Annotated in this window: 14 protein-coding genes; 6 read left to right on the top strand and 8 right to left on the bottom strand. The window is 59.3% G+C overall.

The genetic code is table 11. From position 1 onward, the window contains the following. Nucleotides 1–18: 18 nt before the first annotated feature. Both B195_RS07900 and B195_RS07895 read right to left on the bottom strand, forming a co-directional pair. On the bottom strand, nt 19–315 hold the full coding sequence (locus B195_RS07900; RefSeq protein WP_003447065.1) for a BolA family transcriptional regulator: 297 nt from the start codon (nt 313–315) through the stop codon (nt 19–21). A gap of 11 nt (nt 316–326) precedes the next feature. Next, nucleotides 327–842 (bottom strand): DUF2059 domain-containing protein, encoded by a 516-nt coding sequence (locus B195_RS07895; protein WP_003447063.1) that lies wholly within the window; start codon nt 840–842, stop codon nt 327–329. 194 nt (nt 843–1,036) lie between these two features. Between B195_RS07895 and B195_RS07890 the strand changes: the two genes are divergently transcribed. After that, complete coding sequence (locus tag B195_RS07890) at nt 1,037–2,428, top strand: class II fumarate hydratase (protein ID WP_003447061.1); 1,392 nt, start codon at nt 1,037–1,039, stop codon at nt 2,426–2,428. Nucleotides 2,429–2,524: 96 nt separating this feature from the next. On the opposite strand, the gene pap is transcribed toward B195_RS07890, so the two are convergent. Then, nucleotides 2,525–4,039 (bottom strand): polyphosphate:AMP phosphotransferase, encoded by a 1,515-nt coding sequence (gene pap / locus B195_RS07885; RefSeq protein WP_003447059.1) that lies wholly within the window; start codon nt 4,037–4,039, stop codon nt 2,525–2,527. A 139-nt stretch (nt 4,040–4,178) separates the two neighbouring features. Here pap and mnmC point away from each other — a divergent pair, with 139 nt between their 5' ends. The 5 genes from mnmC to B195_RS07855 all read left to right on the top strand — a co-directional run bounded on the left by mnmC (nt 4,179) and on the right by B195_RS07855 (nt 12,736). Then, complete coding sequence (gene mnmC, locus B195_RS07880; RefSeq protein ID WP_003447058.1) at nt 4,179–6,155, top strand: bifunctional tRNA (5-methylaminomethyl-2-thiouridine)(34)-methyltransferase MnmD/FAD-dependent 5-carboxymethylaminomethyl-2-thiouridine(34) oxidoreductase MnmC; 1,977 nt, start codon at nt 4,179–4,181, stop codon at nt 6,153–6,155. Nucleotides 6,156–6,434: 279 nt separating this feature from the next. After that, on the top strand, nt 6,435–7,217 hold the full coding sequence (locus B195_RS07875; RefSeq protein WP_003447056.1) for a response regulator transcription factor: 783 nt from the start codon (nt 6,435–6,437) through the stop codon (nt 7,215–7,217). 736 nt (nt 7,218–7,953) lie between these two features. After that, nucleotides 7,954–9,726, top strand: coding sequence for an N-acetylglutaminylglutamine amidotransferase (locus tag B195_RS07865; protein ID WP_003447052.1), 1,773 nt, complete (start codon nt 7,954–7,956; stop codon nt 9,724–9,726). Nucleotides 9,727–9,729: 3 nt separating this feature from the next. Then, the gene (gene ngg / locus B195_RS07860) at nt 9,730–11,475 is read left to right on the top strand and encodes an N-acetylglutaminylglutamine synthetase (RefSeq protein ID WP_003447050.1); all 1,746 of its coding nucleotides are present in this window, start codon (nt 9,730–9,732) and stop codon (nt 11,473–11,475) included. A gap of 73 nt (nt 11,476–11,548) precedes the next feature. Further along, nucleotides 11,549–12,736 (top strand): osmoprotectant NAGGN system M42 family peptidase, encoded by a 1,188-nt coding sequence (locus tag B195_RS07855; RefSeq protein WP_003447048.1) that lies wholly within the window; start codon nt 11,549–11,551, stop codon nt 12,734–12,736. 207 nt (nt 12,737–12,943) lie between these two features. Here B195_RS07855 and cysG read toward each other — a convergent pair whose 3' ends face one another. The 5 genes from cysG to lolA are packed head-to-tail and all read right to left on the bottom strand — an operon-like array spanning nt 12,944 to nt 17,986. Further along, nucleotides 12,944–14,338: a siroheme synthase CysG gene (cysG, locus tag B195_RS07850; protein ID WP_003447046.1), complete on the bottom strand. Its 1,395-nt coding sequence runs from the start codon at nt 14,336–14,338 to the stop codon at nt 12,944–12,946. Next, on the bottom strand, nt 14,339–15,619 hold the full coding sequence (gene serS, locus B195_RS07845; RefSeq protein ID WP_003447044.1) for a serine--tRNA ligase: 1,281 nt from the start codon (nt 15,617–15,619) through the stop codon (nt 14,339–14,341). 16 nt (nt 15,620–15,635) lie between these two features. After that, nucleotides 15,636–16,010, bottom strand: a complete 375-nt coding sequence (crcB, locus tag B195_RS07840; protein ID WP_003447042.1) for a fluoride efflux transporter CrcB — start codon at nt 16,008–16,010, stop codon at nt 15,636–15,638. Next, a complete protein-coding gene (locus B195_RS07835) occupies nt 16,007–17,332 on the bottom strand; it encodes a replication-associated recombination protein A (RefSeq protein WP_003447040.1) in 1,326 nt (441 codons plus the stop codon). The genes crcB and B195_RS07835 overlap by 4 nt, the downstream gene beginning before the upstream one ends. 30 nt (nt 17,333–17,362) lie before the next feature. Next, nucleotides 17,363–17,986: an outer membrane lipoprotein chaperone LolA gene (gene lolA, locus B195_RS07830; RefSeq protein ID WP_003447038.1), complete on the bottom strand. Its 624-nt coding sequence runs from the start codon at nt 17,984–17,986 to the stop codon at nt 17,363–17,365. Nucleotides 17,987–18,033 lie beyond the last annotated feature (47 nt).

Raw genomic sequence — 18,033 nt, 5'->3', positions numbered from 1 at the left:
GCAGGCTTAACAAGCCACTTAGTGCCCACCGCCGGCACAGGTCGGCGAGGCCGGAGCTGTACCGATTTTCGCCCATTCATCAGGCGTATAGGTATGCAAAGCCAGTGCATGGAACTCGCCCATCAGGTCACCCAGGGTGGCGTAGACCTTTTGGTGACGCTTGACACTGTTGAGCCCGGAAAACTGCTCGCTGACCACCACCGCCTTGAAGTGGGTCTGCAACCCACGACTGTGCATATGGCTTTCATCCAGCACGTTCAGGTGCTCGGGCTGCAAGGCGCCCAGCGCCGCTTCGATACGATGTTGCATGCTCATTCAGGCTCCGCTTACTTCTTCTTGGCCGGGGCCGCTTTTGGCTCCAGCTGGACAGTCATGTCTTCCAGCAGTTTGTTGACCACAGGCACCGCGCTTTCCAGCTTGGCCTGAGTCATTTGTGCCGATTGCTGAGTCAGCTGCGGCATTTTTTCCAGTACTTTCTTGCCCAGGGGCGATTGATAGAAAGCAACCAGATCCTTGAGTTCGGATTCGCTGAAGTTGGTGGTGTAAAGCTTGACCATGTCAGGCTTCAGTTTGTCCCAGCCAATAGCCTGGTCCAGAGCGGTGTTGGCTTTGGCCTGGTAGGTTTCCAGCAGGGCTTTCTTGGAAGCCGGTGCCTTGGTCTGCTCAAAACGTTGGGCGAACATTTGCTGCACTTGCATGTACACCGGGGTACCCAGCTTGTCGGCATGTGCCAGCTTGAGGAATGTTTCAGCAGTGGCAGCGTGACTGGCGGTATCGGCGAAAACCTGGCCACTGGCGCAAACCAGAGCTACCGCAGTACAGATGGCGCGAAGACGGGTCATCGAGTTTCCTTTTCTAGCAAGCGAGGACGAACCCCAAGGGCGCCCATTCTGCGCCTAAAAAACTCCGGCACTCAACCCCGGGCCTGATCAGAGGTATTCAACAATCAGATCAAAGCCTCTAAAACCAAAGTTTGAACCTATGGGGCAATTCACCGCCTAAGCTCACTGATCAACCCCTATGGAGAGAGAACCCGATGAGCCGTATCGAAACCGACAGCCTGGGTGAAGTGAACGTTCCGGATGAGGCCTACTGGGGTGCTCAGACCCAGCGCTCGCTGATCAACTTTGCCATCGGCAACGAGAGAATGCCGCTGGCCGTGCTGCATGCATTGGTGTTGATCAAGAAGGCAGCGGCGCGGGTAAATGATCGCAATGGCGACTTGCCTGCCGACATCGCCCGCCTGATCGAGCAGGCCGCCGACGAAGTGCTGGACGGCGAATACGACGATCAATTCCCTCTGGTGGTGTGGCAAACCGGCAGCGGCACGCAAAGCAACATGAACGCCAACGAAGTGATTGCCGGCCGAGCCAACGAACTGGCGGGCACAGGCCGGGGCGGCAAGTCTCCGGTTCACCCGAACGACCATGTCAATCGTTCACAAAGTTCGAACGACTGCTTCCCGACCGCGATGCATATTGCCGTGGCCAAAGCAGTCCACGAGCATCTGTTACCGGCCATCAATGAGTTGTCCGGCGGCCTGGCCGAATTGTCTGCACGGCATATGAAACTGGTGAAAACCGGCCGCACCCACATGATGGATGCCACCCCGATCACGTTCGGCCAGGAAGTATCGGCCTACATCGCGCAACTCGATTACGCCCAGGGCGCCATTCTCGCTGCATTGCCAGCCGTGTACGAACTGGCCCAGGGCGGTACGGCTGTGGGCACCGGCCTCAACGCGCCCCACGGCTTTGGTGAAGCCATTGCCGCAGAACTGGCCGCCTTGTCCGGCTTGCCGTTTGTAACTGCGCCCAATAAATTTGCCGCGCTGGCCGGGCATGAGCCTCTGACCAACCTGTCCGGCGCACTTAAAACCCTGGCCGTGACCTTGATGAAACTGGCCAACGACTTCCGCTTGCTGGGCTCGGGGCCGCGGGCAGGCATAGCCGAAATCAAACTGCCGGCCAATGAACCTGGCAGCTCGATCATGCCGGGCAAGGTCAATCCGACCCAGTGCGAGGCACTGTCGATGCTGGCATGCCAGGTCATGGGCAATGATGTAACCATCGGCTTTGCCGCCAGCCAGGGCCACCTGCAATTGAACGTGTACAAGCCGGTGATCATTCACAACCTGCTGCAATCCATCCAGTTACTGGCGGACGGCTGCAGCAACTTCCAGAAACATTGCGTCACCGGCCTTGAAGCCGATGCCGGCAAAATGGCTGAACACCTGGAGCGCGGCCTGATGCTGGTGACAGCCCTGAACCCGCATATCGGTTATGACAAGTCTGCCGAAATTGCGAAAAAGGCCTACGCAGAAAACCTGACCCTGCGCGAAGCCGCCCTGGATCTGGGCTACCTTACCGATGCCGAGTTCGATCAATGGGTACGGCCGGAAAACATGCTGGGTTCCGGCAAGCACTGAGCCGGCGGGGCTCGCCCTGCCCTGTAGTTGATTGACGAGGGTGCATTGCTTGCTCAATGCACCCGGCGCCGAAAACCATCACGGGCAAGCCCGCGCCTATTTTTTATGCTTCTTGTTGCGCTTGTCCTGCTTGTCAAAAGCGGCTTCAAGCGCATCATTGATGGTGCGCAGCACCTTGACCCGCGCCCAGCGCTTGTCGTTGGCCTCCACCAGGGTCCAGGGCGCAATCTCGGTGCTGGTACGATCGACCATGTCACACACGGCATTGCGATACAGGTCCCATTTTTCGCGGTTGCGCCAATCCTCTTCGGTAATTTTGAAGCGCTTGAACGGGATCTCTTCGCGGGCCTCAAAACGTTCCAGCTGGGTTTGCTTATCGATGGCCAGCCAGAACTTGACCACGATCACCCCGGCAGCGTGCAGTTGCTCTTCAAAATCGTTGATTTCGCCGTACGCACGCATCCAGTCCGCCTGGGTACAAAAGCCTTCAACCCGTTCCACCAGTACCCGCCCATACCATGAACGGTCAAAAACCGTGAACTTGCTGCGCGCCGGAATCTGGCGCCAGAACCGCCAGAGGTAAGGTTGCGCCCGCTCGTCCTCGGAGGGGGCTGCAATCGGCACGATATTGTACTGGCGCGGGTCCAGTGCCGCCGCCACCCGCCGGATCGAGCCGCCCTTGCCCGCCGCATCATTGCCCTCAAACACCGTAATCAATGCATGGCGGCGCATGCGCTTGTCGCGCATCAACCCCGACAGACGTGCCTGCTCGGTAATCAGCTGCTCCTGGTAATCGTCTTTATCAAGCCGCCGGGTCAGGTCCAGACAGTCCAGCAGGCTCAGCCCGTCAATGAGCTCGGGCAGCGGGGGAATATTGCTGGTCCGCACTCTGGACTTGGGCGCATTGAGTACCGCTTGCATGCCCTCCAGCAGGATTTTGCCGACGGTCAGACTGCGGTAATTGGGATCGACGCCCTCTACGATGTTCCACGGTGCATAGTCACGGCTGGTACGGCGAATGACCCGCTCGCCATAGCGCACGAACTTGTCATAGGTTTGCGACTGCTGCCAGTCCAGCGGACTGATGCGCCAGCTGTGCAGCGGGTCGTCCTTGAGGGCACTCAAACGGGCTTTCATCTGCTTCTTGGACAGGTGAAACCAGAACTTGAAGATCAATGCGCCTTCATCGGCGAGCATTTTCTCCAGGCGCTCGGCGCCATTGATTGCCTGGTCGAGGACTGCATTCTTGAACACGCCATGGACCCTGCCCTGGAGCATCTGGCTGTACCAGTTGCCAAAGAACACCCCCATGCGCCCCTTGGCCGGCAATTGTCGCCAGTAACGCCATGCCGGCGGGTGTGCCAGCTCTTCGTCGCTCTGACGGTCAAAGGTCCGCACCTCGATCAGTCGCGGGTCCATCCACTCGTTCAGCAGTTTGACCGTCTCGCCCTTCCCTGCACCTTCAATGCCATTGATCAATACGATGACTGCGCAGTTTTTCAGCTGCTGCAATTCGTACTGGGCCTCCAGCAAGGCCTCACGCAAGGCGGGAACTTCCTGATCGTAGGTTTCTTTATCGATAAAGTGACCGATTTCAGCGGATTCGAACATGGAAAGCTCCCTGGACAAGTGTCACAAGACTAGCGGATTGCTCATGCCTGCGCCGGAACAAACCGCATAACTTTGTCATGGGTCAGTGCCGCTGTTGCTGATCAGCTAGAATGGCCGCCTTGCCGTTGCCGAGCCGCACATGACTACTGAAATGCCCAATGCCCAGATTGACTGGGATGACCAAGGCCGCCCCCATTCACGGGTGTTTGATGACGTGTATTTTTCGGACAAGTCCGGTCTCGAAGAAACCCGTTATGTCTTTATTGAACAGAACGCCTTGCAGCAGCGTTTCTCTGCCCTGCCCGCCAATGAGCAACTGGTTATCGGCGAAACCGGCTTCGGCACGGGCCTGAATTTTCTGTGTGCCTGGCAGTTGTTTGATCAGGTCGCACACGCTGATGCACGACTGCACTTTATTAGCGTCGAAAAATACCCCCTGACCCGTGAGGATTTGCAGCGAGCCCTCGCCCTGTGGCCAGAGCTCGCCACCTACAGCGAACAATTGCTGGCCGCCTATTATGCGATTCACCCCGGGTTCCAGACCCTGACCCTGGCCAATGGCCGGGTCACCCTCACGCTGCTGATTGGCGATGTATTGGAACAACTGCCGCAACTGGATGCGCAGATTGATGCATGGTTTCTCGACGGCTTTGCGCCGGCAAAAAATCCGCAGATGTGGACCCCGGAGCTGTTCGCGCAACTGGCTCGCCTGGCAGCACCAGACTCGACCATCAGTACCTTCACCAGCACCGGCTGGGTCCGCCGGGCGTTGAACGAAGCTGGATTCAAGATGCGTCGAACACCCGGCATCGGCCATAAGTGGGAGATCCTGCGGGGAACCTTCGCCGGTTTGCCTGAGCATCCGTTGGCGAGCAGCGGCATCAAACCCTGGTACGCCCGCCCGCCCCGGGTCGGCGGTGAACGTAAAGCGCTGGTGATTGGCGGCGGTCTGTCGGGGTGCGCCACTGCCAACAGCCTGGCCCGCCGTGGATGGCAGGTGTGCTTGCTGGAGCGCCACGAGCGACTGGCCAAAGAGGCATCTGGCAATCCGCAGGGGGTGCTCTATCTCAAGCTTTCAGCCCACGGAACGACGCTGTCACAAATGATTGTCAGTGGTTTCGGTTACACCCGTCGCTTGCTGGAAAACCTGCAGCGCGGACGCGACTGGGATGACTGTGGCGTGCTGCAACTGGGCTTCAGTGCCAAGGAAGCCGAGCGTCAGGCGCAACTGGCTGCAGCCTTCCCCCCGGCACTGGTGCATTTGCTCGGCCAGCCCCAGGCACAGGCACTGGCCGGGATTGAACTGGCCCACGGCGGTCTGTTCTACCCCGAAGGTGGCTGGGTCCACCCTCCCGCGCTGTGCCGGTTCCAGGCCCTGCACCCCAATGTCCAGGTGCTGACCCACCATGACGTATTGCAACTGCACAGAGTCGAGGGCCAGTGGCAGGCCTGCCAGGATGACAAGGTGCTGGCCTGCGCACCGGTGGTGGTGCTGGCCGGTGCAGCAGAGGTCAAGCGTTTCCCCGCCAGCAGCGCACTGCCGCTCAAACGGATACGCGGGCAAATCACCCAACTCGCCCAAACCCCTGCCAGCAGCGTGCTCAAGACCGTGGTCTGCGCCGAGGGTTATGTGGCCCCTGGCCGGCTCGGCGAACATACCCTGGGGGCCAGTTTCGATTTCCATAACGAAGATTTGACCACTACCCCCGAGGGCCATCAGGGCAATCTGGATCTGCTGGAAGAAATTTCACCCGATCTGGCAACGCGACTGGGCGAGCAACTGGACCCCCAATCGCTGCAAGGCTGGGCCGCCTTTCGCTGCACCAGCCCGGACTACTTGCCGATCGTGGGCCCACTGGTTGAACCGCAGGCATTTGCCCTGGCATATGGCGCATTAAGCAAAGACGCCCGTCAGGTTCCGGATACCCCCTGCCCCTGGCTGGAGGGCCTGTATGTGAATAGCGGCCACGGTTCCCGGGGCCTGATCACAGCACCCTTGTCCGGGGAAATGCTTGCCGCCTGGATCAACCACGAACCCATGCCCGTGCCCCGCAGTATCGCCGAGGCCTGCCACCCGGCCCGCTTCGCGGTGCGGGCATTGGTCAAAAGGCTGTAGCCGGCGGCAATCCGGCAGCGACCTGAATGCTGCTGCCAGGTTTTTTCTTGCGCCGCATACCTAGCTGATCAGCCCGGCCTTAACGTCTGCCAGCCCTGACAAGGCTGGCGCGACGATTTGCCTGCCCAGCGCACAAAAATCGGGTCTGAAATTTTCATTGTTGAGAACTGGCCTGCAACTTCTGGAACATCTGGGCTCTGATCAGCCAGATTCCGTCTGACCAACTGCTCTACAATCCATGTCCGGCAAAACTTTAACTCGCCAAACATGGAGTAGCGTGTGTCTTATTTTTCGCCTCAAAAAAAAATACTTGTAGTCGACGACGACCTCTTCATTGTTGATGAGCTCTGCGAGTTTCTGGAAGGCAGTGGCTACACCTGTGTGCCCTGTCATTCCAGTCGCCAGGCCATTCAACTGTTCCACGACGACCCCTCGATCAGCCTGGTGCTGTGCGATTTACTGATGCCCGAATACGATGGTGTCGAACTGGTCCAGGCCTTGAGGCTGGTGGCAGGCAAGACCCGCGCCTTTGAGGCAATCATGCTGACCGGCCATGGCGACAAACAAGACGTAATCCGGGCCTTGCGTGAAGGCTTCTCTGATTACTACCAGAAGCCGGTGGATCTTCACGAGCTGCTGGCAGGCCTCAAGCGTCGGGAGAAAGCCCTTGACGATCGGCAAGCAGGTAACCAGGACCTTGGGCACCTGAGTCAGAAGCTGTATAGCCTGATCGATTCGATCAACGACCTGTCCAAGGATATCGGCAAGGCGCAGCAGGCCAGTGCCGCTACAAACCTGATTGCAGACAGGGCTAACTTCTGCGCCGAGGTAGCACCGAACGTCTTCGATCAACTGTCACCGCGCCAGCTGGAAGTTGCAAAACTGGTCAGTACGGGCCAGACAAACTTTCAGATTGCCTGTGAAATGGGTATTACAGAAAACACTGTAAAACTCTATGTATCACAAGTGTTGCGCCTGACTGATATGAGTAACCGGACACAATTGGCGCTGGCCCTTACCCCGGGCAACTCCAGATCCAACCCGCGAGCGCCAGCCTACTGAGCCATGCCAGAGCGAGACAGCGCCCCCTCTAAAAGATAAATCCGGCATTTTTTTGCCCGAACGCCTGTGTTGCCATCAGCATTTCATAGTCGCCCCCTGCCGCTTGAAATGTCCGGTTCGCGCAATGCCTGCCCGGGGTTTTTACTCCAGTGACACTTCATTTGCCTGTGAACAGCCCCGGCTTCAGTGCCCGGCGATCCACGATCAGGTTTCAGTAAAGCCGCCCGGCCTGTCTGTCAGCGCCCATCATCAAACCCTTGATACGGCTTGCCGCCGAACCAATGCAACAGGCGCACCCATGCCTGCTTTTGGTGTTTTCTTGCTGCGCCGCAGCGAAACATATCCATGCATTTCGGCCTTCAGCCCAAGCCCGGCAAAGGACAAAACCAGCACCGCCGGTAAAGTTTTATTGAACGATCACGGCATGCAGGCACTCGAAAAACCCAGACTACTTACGGCGGCGCGCTCTGACTGCGCTTTTGCGCCGGAAGGATCGGGAGACAGGTCAGAGCGCTATGTCCGATCCGAAACAGGGCCTGAACGCTACTGGTTACCAGCATTTTGCAATGCCAGGGCATAGCGTTCCGATACTGCTTGCAACCGATGCCAGGTGGATCACCTTTCCCGATCAACGGAGAGAAGTTGAGACGCCTGACATGCTGCGAAAGCGTAGAAAAAACCTGCTTGAACAGCAGCAGTAGCGCGACAGGCCCGGCTTTGAAAGGGTTAAAGCAACATGTGCGGATTAGCTGGAGAGTTACGTTTTGATCATCAACCTGCCGACCTGGCAGCCATCGAACGCATCACCCATCACCTGGCACCCCGTGGGCCCGACGCCTGGGGTTTTCACAGTCAGGGACCGATAGCCCTCGGCCACCGCAGGCTGAAAATCATGGACCTGTCAGACGGCTCGGCGCAGCCGATGGTCGACAGCCAACTGGGTTTGTCCCTGGCGTTCAACGGCGCCATTTATAACTTCCCCGAACTGCGGGCCGAGCTCGAAAGCCTCGGCTACGGGTTTTACTCCGACGGTGACACCGAAGTGCTGCTCAAGGGCTATCACGCCTGGGGCGAAGCCTTACTGCCCAAGCTCAATGGCATGTTTGCCTTTGCCATCTGGGAGCGTGACAGCCAGTCGCTGTTCATAGCCCGCGACCGCCTGGGCGTAAAGCCGCTGTACTTGTCGCGGACCGGCGAACGCCTGCGCTTTGCCTCGACTCTGCCGGCACTGCTCAAGGGCGGTGATATCAGCCCGATGCTCGACCCGGTCGCACTCAATCACTACCTGAATTTCCATGCCGTGGTGCCTGCACCGCGTACCCTGATTGCCGGTATCGAAAAACTGCCGCCGGCCACTTGGATGCGGATCAAGGCCAATGGGCAGACCGAGCAAAAAACCTGGTGGACCCTGCCCTACGGGCCCCACGCCGATGAGCAAAATCTGACCCTGGAAGACTGGCGCGACCGCGTTCTGGACAGCACCCGCGAGGCCGTAGCCATTCGCCAGCGCGCTGCCGTGGATGTTGGCGTGCTGCTCTCGGGCGGCGTCGACTCCAGCTTGCTGGTGGGCTTGCTGCGGGATGTTGGGGTACAGGACCTGTCGACTTTTTCCATCGGCTTTGAGGACGCAGGCGGCGAACGCGGGGACGAATTCCAGTATTCGGACTTGATCGCCAGGCATTACGGCACTCGCCATCACCAACTGCGCATTGGCGAACATGAAATCATCGAGCAACTGCCGGCGGCCTTCCGCGCCATGAGCGAGCCGATGGTCAGCCACGACTGCATCGCCTTTTATTTGCTGTCTCGTGAAGTGGCCAAACATTGCAAGGTGGTGCAGAGCGGTCAGGGTGCTGACGAGCTGTTCGCCGGTTATCACTGGTACCCGCAAGTCGACGGCGCCAGCGATCCATACGCCGCTTACCGTGAAGCCTTCTTCGACCGCAGTTATGACGAATACAAAGCCACAGTGCAGCCCCGCTGGCTGACGGCCAATGACGCGGCCGGCGACTATGTACGCGAGCATTTCGCCCAGCCGGGGGCGAATGCCGGAGTGGACAAGGCCTTGCGCCTGGACAGCACGGTGATGCTGGTGGATGACCCGGTCAAACGGGTCGACAACATGACCATGGCCTGGGGCCTTGAAGCCCGCACGCCATTTCTCGACTACCGGCTGGCCGAACTTTCGGCGCGAATTCCCGCACGCTTCAAGCTGCCCGATGGCGGCAAGCAGGTGCTCAAGGAAGCCGCACGACTGGTTATCCCCAGTGAAGTGATCGACCGCAAAAAAGGTTACTTTCCGGTGCCTGGTCTCAAGCATCTGCAAGGCAATACCCTTGATTGGGTACGCGACCTGCTGCTGGACCCGAGCCAGGATCGAGGGCTGTTTCAACCCGCCATGCTCGATCAGCTACTGACCAACCCGCAAGGTCAACTGACACCCCTCAATGGTTCCAAGCTGTGGCAACTGGCTGCTTTGAACCTGTGGTTGAGCGAACAAGGAATCTAATCAATGAAACCCCTCGCTACGGCCTACAGCCAGCGTTTGTTACGCGGCCAGGCGCCGTCTTATGAACGCCTGCAGGCCCGTTTTGCCGAAGATGGCAGTGAACCGGGCGCAGAGCCCATGGCCATCCATTGCGGCTGGGGGCGACTGCTGATCGGGCATACCTTCCCTGATCCTGCCAGCCTGGCCAACGAGTTGCTGAACGAGCAAACCGGCGAACGTGATATCGCGCTCTACGTTGCAGCGCCCCAGCAAGTGTTGGCGCAATCACCGCAGCAGCTGTTTCTCGACCCCTCAGACACCTTGCGCCTGTGGTTTACCGACTACCGCCCGGCCACAAGGGTGTTCCGCGGGTTCCGCATCCGCCGGGTGCAAAGTGAGGCTGACTGGAATGCGGTCAATACGCTGTATCAGGCGCGCAATATGCTGCCCATCGACCCGCAGCTGCTGACCGCACGCCACCAGGGCGGGCCGGTGTACTGGATCGCCGAAGATGAAGCCACGGGCACGGTGATTGGCAGTGTGATGGGCTTGAACCACCACACAGCGTTTCATGACCCTGAAAACGGCAGCAGCCTGTGGTGCCTGGCAGTCGATCCACAGTGCTCTCGTCCCGGGGTGGGTGAAGTGCTGGTGCGCCATTTGATCGAGCACTTCATGAGCCGGGGTCTGAGCTATCTCGACTTGTCCGTGCTGCACGACAACGCCCAGGCCAAGAGCCTCTACAGCAAGCTGGGCTTTCGCAACCTGTCGACCTTCACCATCAAACGCAAAAACGGCATCAACCAACCGCTGTTTCTGGGGCCGGGGCCCGAAGCCGGCCTCAACCCTTACGCGCGGATCCTGGTTGAAGAGGCCTACAAACGCGGGATCGATGTCCAGATCGATGACGCTGGCGCCGGGCTTTTCACCCTCAGCCACGGCGGCCGGCGGATTCGTTGCCGCGAATCACTCAGTGATTTGACCAGCGCTATCAGCATGAGCCTGTGTCAGGACAAATGCCTGACCCACAAGGTATTGAGCCAAACGGGACTGAACGTGCCGAGCCAGCAACTGGCGAGCGATGCCGATGACAATCTGGCGTTTCTCGAGCAGCACTCGCGGGTGGTGGTCAAACCTGTGGATGGCGAACAGGGCAATGGGGTGGCGGTGGATCTGGAAACAATCGAACAGGTGCAGCAGGCCATCGAAACGGCCCGCGGGTTTGATAGCCGGGTCTTGCTCGAAAGCTTCCACGAAGGCCTCGATCTGCGCATTGTGGTGATCGGCTTTGAAGTGGTCGCCGCCGCCATCCGCCGACCTGCTCAGGTTATTGGTGACGGCCTGCACCGCGTTGACCAGTTGATCGAAGCGCAAAGCCGACGGCGCCAGGCCGCAACCCAGGGTGAAAGCCGTATCCCGCTGGATGGCGAAACGCTGCGCGCAGTACAGGCGGCGGGCTTCGAGTACGACAGTATTGTGCCAACTGGCCAGATAGTGAACGTGCGCCGAACGGCCAACCTGCACACCGGTGGCTGCCTTGAAGACGTGACCGACATTCTGCACCCGGTGCTGGCCGACGCTGCAGTCCGTGCAGCACGGGCGCTGGATATTCCGGTGGTCGGGCTGGACTTGATGGTGGTGGCTGCCGATCAGCCCGAGTACGTGTTTATCGAAGCCAACGAACGGGCCGGTCTTGCCAATCACGAGCCACAACCCACCGCCGAACGCTTCATCGATTTGTTGTTCCCGCACAGTCAGCCGGCACCCTGAAGTACCGTCGCTGAACGTCACCCGGAACCCGCCGCATCGCAGCGATGCGGCGGGCCTCACCTCAGGAGTCATTATGAATCGCACCATCCCTGAACCCGATCTCGACTACCTGCAACGGGTACTCCTGGAAATGCTCGCCATTCCCAGCCCCACCGGTTTTACCGACACCATCGTGCGCTATGTGGCCGAACGCCTGGATGAGCTGGGCATTCCTTTTGAACTGACCCGTCGCGGCACGTTGCGCGCGACCCTCAAAGGTCAGAAAAACAGCCCGGATCGCGCCGTTTCGGCGCATCTGGACACCATCGGCGCCAGCGTACGGGCGATCAAGGACAACGGACGGTTGATCCTGGCGCCTGTGGGTTGCTGGTCCAGCCGCTTTGCCGAGGGCAGCCGTGTCAGTCTGTTTACCGACAACGGAGTCATTCGCGGCAGTGTCCTGCCTCTGATGGCTTCAGGACATGCATTCAACACCGGGGTGGATGAACTGCCGATCAGTTGGGACCACATTGAGTTACGCCTGGATGCCTACTGCGCGACTCGCGCAGATTGCGACTCACTGGGGGTGAATATTGGCGACTATGTCGCGTTTGACCCGCTGCCGGAATTCACCGAAAGCGGCCATATCAGTGCCCGGCATCTGGACGACAAGGCGGGTGTAGCGGCCTTGCTCGCGGCCTTGAAGGCCATTGTCGACAGCGGTGTACAACCGTTGATTGACTGCCATCCACTGTTCACCATCACCGAAGAAACCGGTAGCGGTGCGGCTGCGGCTTTGCCATGGGATGTTAGCGAATTCGTCGGGATTGATATTGCCCCGGTGGCACCGGGTCAGCATTCCAGCGAACACGCCGTGAGTGTGGCGATGCAGGATTCGGGGGGGCCGTACGACTATCACTTGTCGCGGCACTTGCTGGGCCTGGCCGCCGAAAACGAGCTGCCGGTACGCCGCGATATGTTCCGTTACTACTTCAGCGATGCGCATTCGGCGGTGACCGCCGGGCATGACATCCGTTGCGCCTTGCTGGCATTCGGTTGTGACGCGACCCACGGTTATGAGCGAACCCATATCGACAGCCTGGCGGCGTTGAGCCGATTGCTCGGTGCTTACATCCTGAGCCCGCCGGTATTTGCCAGTGACGCGCAGCCTGCCCAGGGTTCACTGGATCGCTTCAGCCACCAGATCGAGCATGACGCGCAAATGGAAAGCGATACCCGGGTGCCGTCGGTAGAGAGTCTGGTGGGAGATAACCGCAGCTGAATAAACGCAGACCCCCTGCAGGAGCGAGCTGTATGTGACAGCGCTGGACAGCGCGCTCCTACAGTTTTCAAACCATGCCAGCTTCTGATGCACATACACAAAGCGGTGGAGATAACCGGCGCCAAACGCAAGTCACCGTAGGAGCGAGCTTGCTCGCGAGCTGTTCGTTAACACGCGCAAAAGCTCGCTCCTACAGGAAATTGGCGTTTATACCTGAGACTGTGCGCCTTCGAACCATGCAAGCTTCTTACGCAGCAATACCACTTCGCCCACAATCACCAGGGTAGGTGCATGGACTTCGTGATCGGCCACCAGCTTGGGCAAGTCACTGAGCGTGCCGGTAAACACCCGCTGATTGGCCGTGGTGCCTTGCTGGATCAGCGCAGCCGGAGTGTCTGGGGAACGGCCATGGGCGATCAGCTGTTCGCAGATGATCGGCAAACCGACCAGCCCCATGTAGAACACCAGTGTTTGCGCCGGAGCGACCAGGTCACTCCAGGGCAAATTGCTGGTGCCGTCCTTCAGGTGCCCCGTCACAAAACGCACGGACTGCGCGTAGTCGCGATGGGTCAGGGGGATGCCGGCATAGGCTGAACAACCGCTGGCTGCCGTGATACCCGGTACCACCTGGAACGCAATGCCATGGGCCGCCAGCTCTTCGATCTCTTCACCACCACGACCAAAGATGAACGGATCGCCACCCTTGAGCCGGACCACACGCTTGCCCTGTCTGGCCAGATCCACCAATTGGCGGTTGATCTGGTCTTGCGGCACGGCGTGATCGGCGCGGCGCTTGCCGACATAAATACGCTCGGCATCGCGACGGCACAGTTCAAGAATCGCAGGAGCTACCAATCGGTCGTAGAGCACCACATCTGCTTGCTGCATCAGACGCAACGCGCGAAAGGTCAGCAGGTCCGGATCGCCCGGGCCGGCACCCACCAGGTAAACCTCACCGGTAGTGATGGCCGCTTCGCCATTGATCTTGGCCAGCAGCAAACGCTCTGCTTCAGCGCCCTGCCCGGCCAGTTGCCGGTCAGCAATCGGGCCCTGGAAAACATCTTCCCAGAACCCGCGACGCTGCTGCACATCAGGAAACAAGCCTTTGACCTGGGTGCGAAAACGCGCTGCAAGGCCGGCCAGTTGACCGTAGGTCGAGGGAATCCAGGTTTCAATCTTGGCGCGAATCAAGCGCGCCAGCACCGGCGCGTCGCCACCACTGGAAACGGCAATCACCAGCGGGGAGCGGTCGACAATGGCGGGGAAGATCACGCTGCACAAGGCAGGTGCATCCACCACATTGACCGGCACACAGCGGCGGTGGGCATCAGCGGAAACTTGCGCATTGAGCGGCTCATCGTCGGTTGCGGCAATGATCAGGACACACCCTTCAAGGTCCGCCTCAACATAGCCACGCAACACCTGTTCGCCGCCGCTGCTGTTAATCAATTCGCACAACTGGGGCTCGATGGCGGGTGCGACAACCCGCAGTAGCGCACCGGCATCGGCCAGCAGCCGGGATTTGCGCAGGGCAATCTCCCCGCCGCCGACCACCAGTACACGGCTGCCACGCAGGTTATGAAACAGCGGCAGAAACTCCATTTAGCCGATGACCTCGATGCCGCCCATGTAGGGCTTGAGCACTTCTGGCACACGGATCGAGCCGTCTGCCTGCTGGTAGTTTTCCAGCACCGCTACCAGGGTGCGGCCTACAGCCAGACCCGAACCGTTGAGGGTGTGGACCAGTTCCGGCTTGCCGGTTTCCGGATTACGGAAACGCGCTTGCATACGGCGGGCCTGGAAATCGCCACAGTTGGAACACGACGAAATTTCGCGGTACTTGTCCTGGCTCGGGATCCACACTTCCAGATCGTAGGTTTTAATTGCGCTGAAGCCCATGTCGCCGGTGCACAGCGCCAGCGTGCGGTATGGCAGTTCCAGCAGTTGCAGCACTTTTTCAGCGTTGCCAACCAGACCTTCCAGCGCGTCCATCGAGGTCGAAGGCTCAACGATCTGGACCATTTCAACCTTGTCGAACTGGTGCTGACGGATCATGCCGCGGGTATCACGACCCGAAGCCCCGGCCTCGCTGCGGAAGCACGGGGTGTGCGCCACAAACTTGATCGGCAGGGATTTGTGCTCGACGATTTCGCCGGCAACGATGTTGGTCAAGGTCACTTCAGCGGTCGGGATCAGATAAAAATCGGCTTCGCCTTCGCGGCTGATCTTGAACAGCTCTTCTTCGAACTTGGGCAGCTGGCCAGTGCCTTGCAGCGCCGGGGCCTGGACCAGATAAGGCGTGTAAGCCTCTTCGTAGCCGTGCTCGCCGGTGTGCAGGTTGATCATGAACTGCGCCAGTGCGCGGTGCAGGCGAGCGATAGGCCCGCGCAGCAAGGCAAAGCGGGCACCGGACAATTTGGCGGCGGTTTCGAAATCCAGCCAGCCGTACTGCTCGCCAAGGGCGACGTGGTCCTTGATTTCAAAATCGAAGGCAGTCGGCGTTCCCCAGCGGCGGATTTCGACATTGTCGTCTTCATCGGCACCGACCGGCACGGAGGCGTCCGGCAGGTTCGGCAGGCTCAGCAGGATCGAGTCCAGCTCGGTCTGGATGGCGTCCAGCTCGACCTTGCCACTGGCCAGATCGCTGCCCATGGTTTCAACACTGGCCATCAGTGGCGCGATATCTTCACCGCGAGCCTTGGCCTGGCCAATGCTTTTGGAAATGGCATTGCGCTCTGCCTGAAGCTTCTCGGTCAGGGTCTGGACTTCTTTACGCTTGGCTTCCAGCGCGTCGATGCGCGCCACGTCCAGCTTGTAGCCACGGGATGCCAGGCGATCCGCTACGTCCTGCAGGTTGGTACGTAACAGTTTGGAATCGAGCATGTCGGTTTCTCGTTTATCAAAGTTTGGTCAAGGACAGGCCAGCCCAGGTGGCGAGCAGCCCGCCGAACACGCTGAGGGCCGCATAGCCCAGTGCCAGTGGCACTTGCCCGCTTTCAAGCAGGCGCACCGTGTCCAGTGAAAAGGATGAAAATGTGGTCAAACCGCCCAGAAAACCCACCATCAGTCCGGCTCGGACTTCAATCGGCACTTCAGGGCGTATCAAAAAAAGTCCGTACAGGACGCCAATCAGCAGGCAGCCCACGATATTAACGGCCAATGTCGCGGTATAGAAGTGCCTGGGCCAATTGGCATTAATCCAGTTACCCGTGGCGAAACGCAACAAGGTTCCCGCAATACCGCCCACAGAGACGGCAACAATCAGTGGAATCAAGGTTTTCTCCGCCGTATCGGGCTCGCCTGATCAAGCGCTGCCAGGTGCCTGAGCTTTTCGCCGATTTTAAGCTCCAGCCCGCGGGGTACCGGCTGATAAAGCTGCAATGGCTCCAGCTCGTCCGGAAAGTAATCTTCGCCGGCGGCATAGGCGTCCGGCTCGTCATGGGCATAACGGTACTCGTCGCCATAGCCCAGTTGTTTCATCAACTTGGTCGGCGCGTTGCGCAAATGCAGCGGCACTTCACGGGAACCGTCTTCGGCAACGGCACGCCGTGCGGCCTTGAAGGCCATGTACACCGCGTTGCTCTTGGGCGCACAGGCCAGATAAGTGATGGCCTGGGCCACTGCCAGTTCGCCTTCCGGACTCCCCAGACGTTCTTGCACGTCCCAGGCCGCCAGACACAGGTTCAAGGCCCGCGGGTCGGCATTACCGATATCTTCACTGGCCATGCGCACCACGCGTCGGGCGATGTACAGCGGATCGCAGCCGCCATCGATCATTCGCGCAAACCAGTACAGCGAGGCATCCGGGTTGGAGCCGCGTACCGATTTATGCAATGCCGAGATCTGGTCGTAAAACGCCTCGCCGCCCTTGTCGAAACGGCGCTGAGTGTCGCCCAGCAGGCTGTGCAGCAAATCGATGCCGATTTCGCTGTGGTCTTCAGCCAGGTCCGAAGCGTTTTCAAGCAGGTTGAGCAAGCGTCGGCCATCGCCATCGGCGGCCCGCAGCAATGTCTGGAAGCCTTCATCACTGAGGGTCAGACCACGCTTGCCCAGGCCCTTGTCTTCAGTCAATGCGCGCTGCACCAGCTTGAGCATGGCCGCTTCATCGAGACTTTTGAGTACGTATACACGCGCCCGCGACAGCAGTGCGTTGTTCAATTCAAAGGAGGGGTTTTCTGTGGTGGCGCCAATGAAGATCAAGGTGCCATCTTCGACATAAGGTAAAAACGCATCCTGCTGCGACTTGTTGAAGCGATGTACTTCGTCGACAAACAGGATGGTCCGCCGCCCGTACTGGCCGGCTTGCTGCCTGGCGATCTCAACCGCCTGGCGAATTTCCTTTACCCCCGCCAGTACTGCCGAAACCGTTTCAAAATGCGCATCGGACACTTCCGCCAGCAAGCGCGCCAGGGTGGTTTTACCCACCCCCGGCGGCCCCCAGAAAATCATCGAATGCAGTGCCCCCTGCTCCAGCGCTTCGCGCAGGGGCTTGCCGCGCGCCAGCAGGTGTTCCTGACCGACGTACTCATCCAGATTGGCTGCACGCAGGCGGGCAGCCAGGGGTTGAGCGATGGGAGCACTACGAAACAAATCCATGGGCAGCGTTTGAAACCTCTTGGTCCGGGATTACTCCTGGATGACATCAGCCCCTTTCGGGATATCGAACTTGAATTTGGAGGCCGGGATCGGTTCGTTGGCCTTGACACCGTTGAACAGGATGTCGGTACGCTGACCCACGCTGTCGACCAGGCGCATGTTGTTGATCACGCCCTTGCGGAAGGACAGGCTCAGCGAGTCGAACAACGTGTCCTTGGTCTTCGGCTTGAGCACGAAGTCGATGACTTCTCCGGCTTGCCTGGAGGAAATATCAAAGCTTTCGCTGATTTTCGACACATCGCCCGAGAGCAGCAAGGCCGGGGTCTGGGTCAGACGCTGATCAAGCTTCTTGATCGTTACCTGCTCCAGGTCCGGGTCCCACAGGGTCACTTTCTGACCATCGGAAATCATGGTCTGTTCTTGAGGCGCATCGGTATGCCAGTAGAACAGGCCCGGGCGTTGCAGCGCCATTTCACCTGCGGTCTCCTGCAACTGCGTGCCGCTGCCATCGAGGGTCATCTGCGAAAAACGGGCGGTCAGGGTTTTCGACTTTTCCAGAAGGTTGGTCAAACTCTGAACATCAGGCTGGGCAGCACTGGCCGAAAATGCAGTAAAGGCCAATACCGGCAGCAAAAGCATGCTGACAAAACGCATGGAAATCCTCATTGATTAATTGAACGCTGCTCGCGAATGCCCGCAGG

Source organism: Pseudomonas sp. Lz4W (assembly GCF_000346225.2).
GTDB classification, from domain to species: domain Bacteria; phylum Pseudomonadota; class Gammaproteobacteria; order Pseudomonadales; family Pseudomonadaceae; genus Aquipseudomonas; species Aquipseudomonas paraversuta.
Note: the sequence above shows the minus strand (reverse complement) of the source record. Positions and strands in the feature narration are given on the sequence as shown.

Excerpts from the sequence above, each read along its gene's own strand:
- lolA (WP_003447038.1), bottom strand. The coding sequence starts at position 17,986 with ATGCGTTTTGTCAGCATGCTTTTGCTGCCGGTATTGGCCTTTACTGCA.
- mnmC (WP_003447058.1), top strand. The coding sequence starts at position 4,179 with ATGACTACTGAAATGCCCAATGCCCAGATTGACTGGGATGACCAAGGC.
- B195_RS07900 (WP_003447065.1), bottom strand. The coding sequence starts at position 315 with ATGAGCATGCAACATCGTATCGAAGCGGCGCTGGGCGCCTTGCAGCCC.
- B195_RS07835 (WP_003447040.1), bottom strand. The coding sequence starts at position 17,332 with ATGGATTTGTTTCGTAGTGCTCCCATCGCTCAACCCCTGGCTGCCCGC.
- B195_RS07890 (WP_003447061.1), top strand. The coding sequence starts at position 1,037 with ATGAGCCGTATCGAAACCGACAGCCTGGGTGAAGTGAACGTTCCGGAT.
- B195_RS07865 (WP_003447052.1), top strand. The coding sequence starts at position 7,954 with ATGTGCGGATTAGCTGGAGAGTTACGTTTTGATCATCAACCTGCCGAC.
- pap (WP_003447059.1), bottom strand. The coding sequence starts at position 4,039 with ATGTTCGAATCCGCTGAAATCGGTCACTTTATCGATAAAGAAACCTAC.
- serS (WP_003447044.1), bottom strand. The coding sequence starts at position 15,619 with ATGCTCGATTCCAAACTGTTACGTACCAACCTGCAGGACGTAGCGGAT.
- cysG (WP_003447046.1), bottom strand. The coding sequence starts at position 14,338 with ATGGAGTTTCTGCCGCTGTTTCATAACCTGCGTGGCAGCCGTGTACTG.
- B195_RS07855 (WP_003447048.1), top strand. The coding sequence starts at position 11,549 with ATGAATCGCACCATCCCTGAACCCGATCTCGACTACCTGCAACGGGTA.
- B195_RS07895 (WP_003447063.1), bottom strand. The coding sequence starts at position 842 with ATGACCCGTCTTCGCGCCATCTGTACTGCGGTAGCTCTGGTTTGCGCC.
- ngg (WP_003447050.1), top strand. The coding sequence starts at position 9,730 with ATGAAACCCCTCGCTACGGCCTACAGCCAGCGTTTGTTACGCGGCCAG.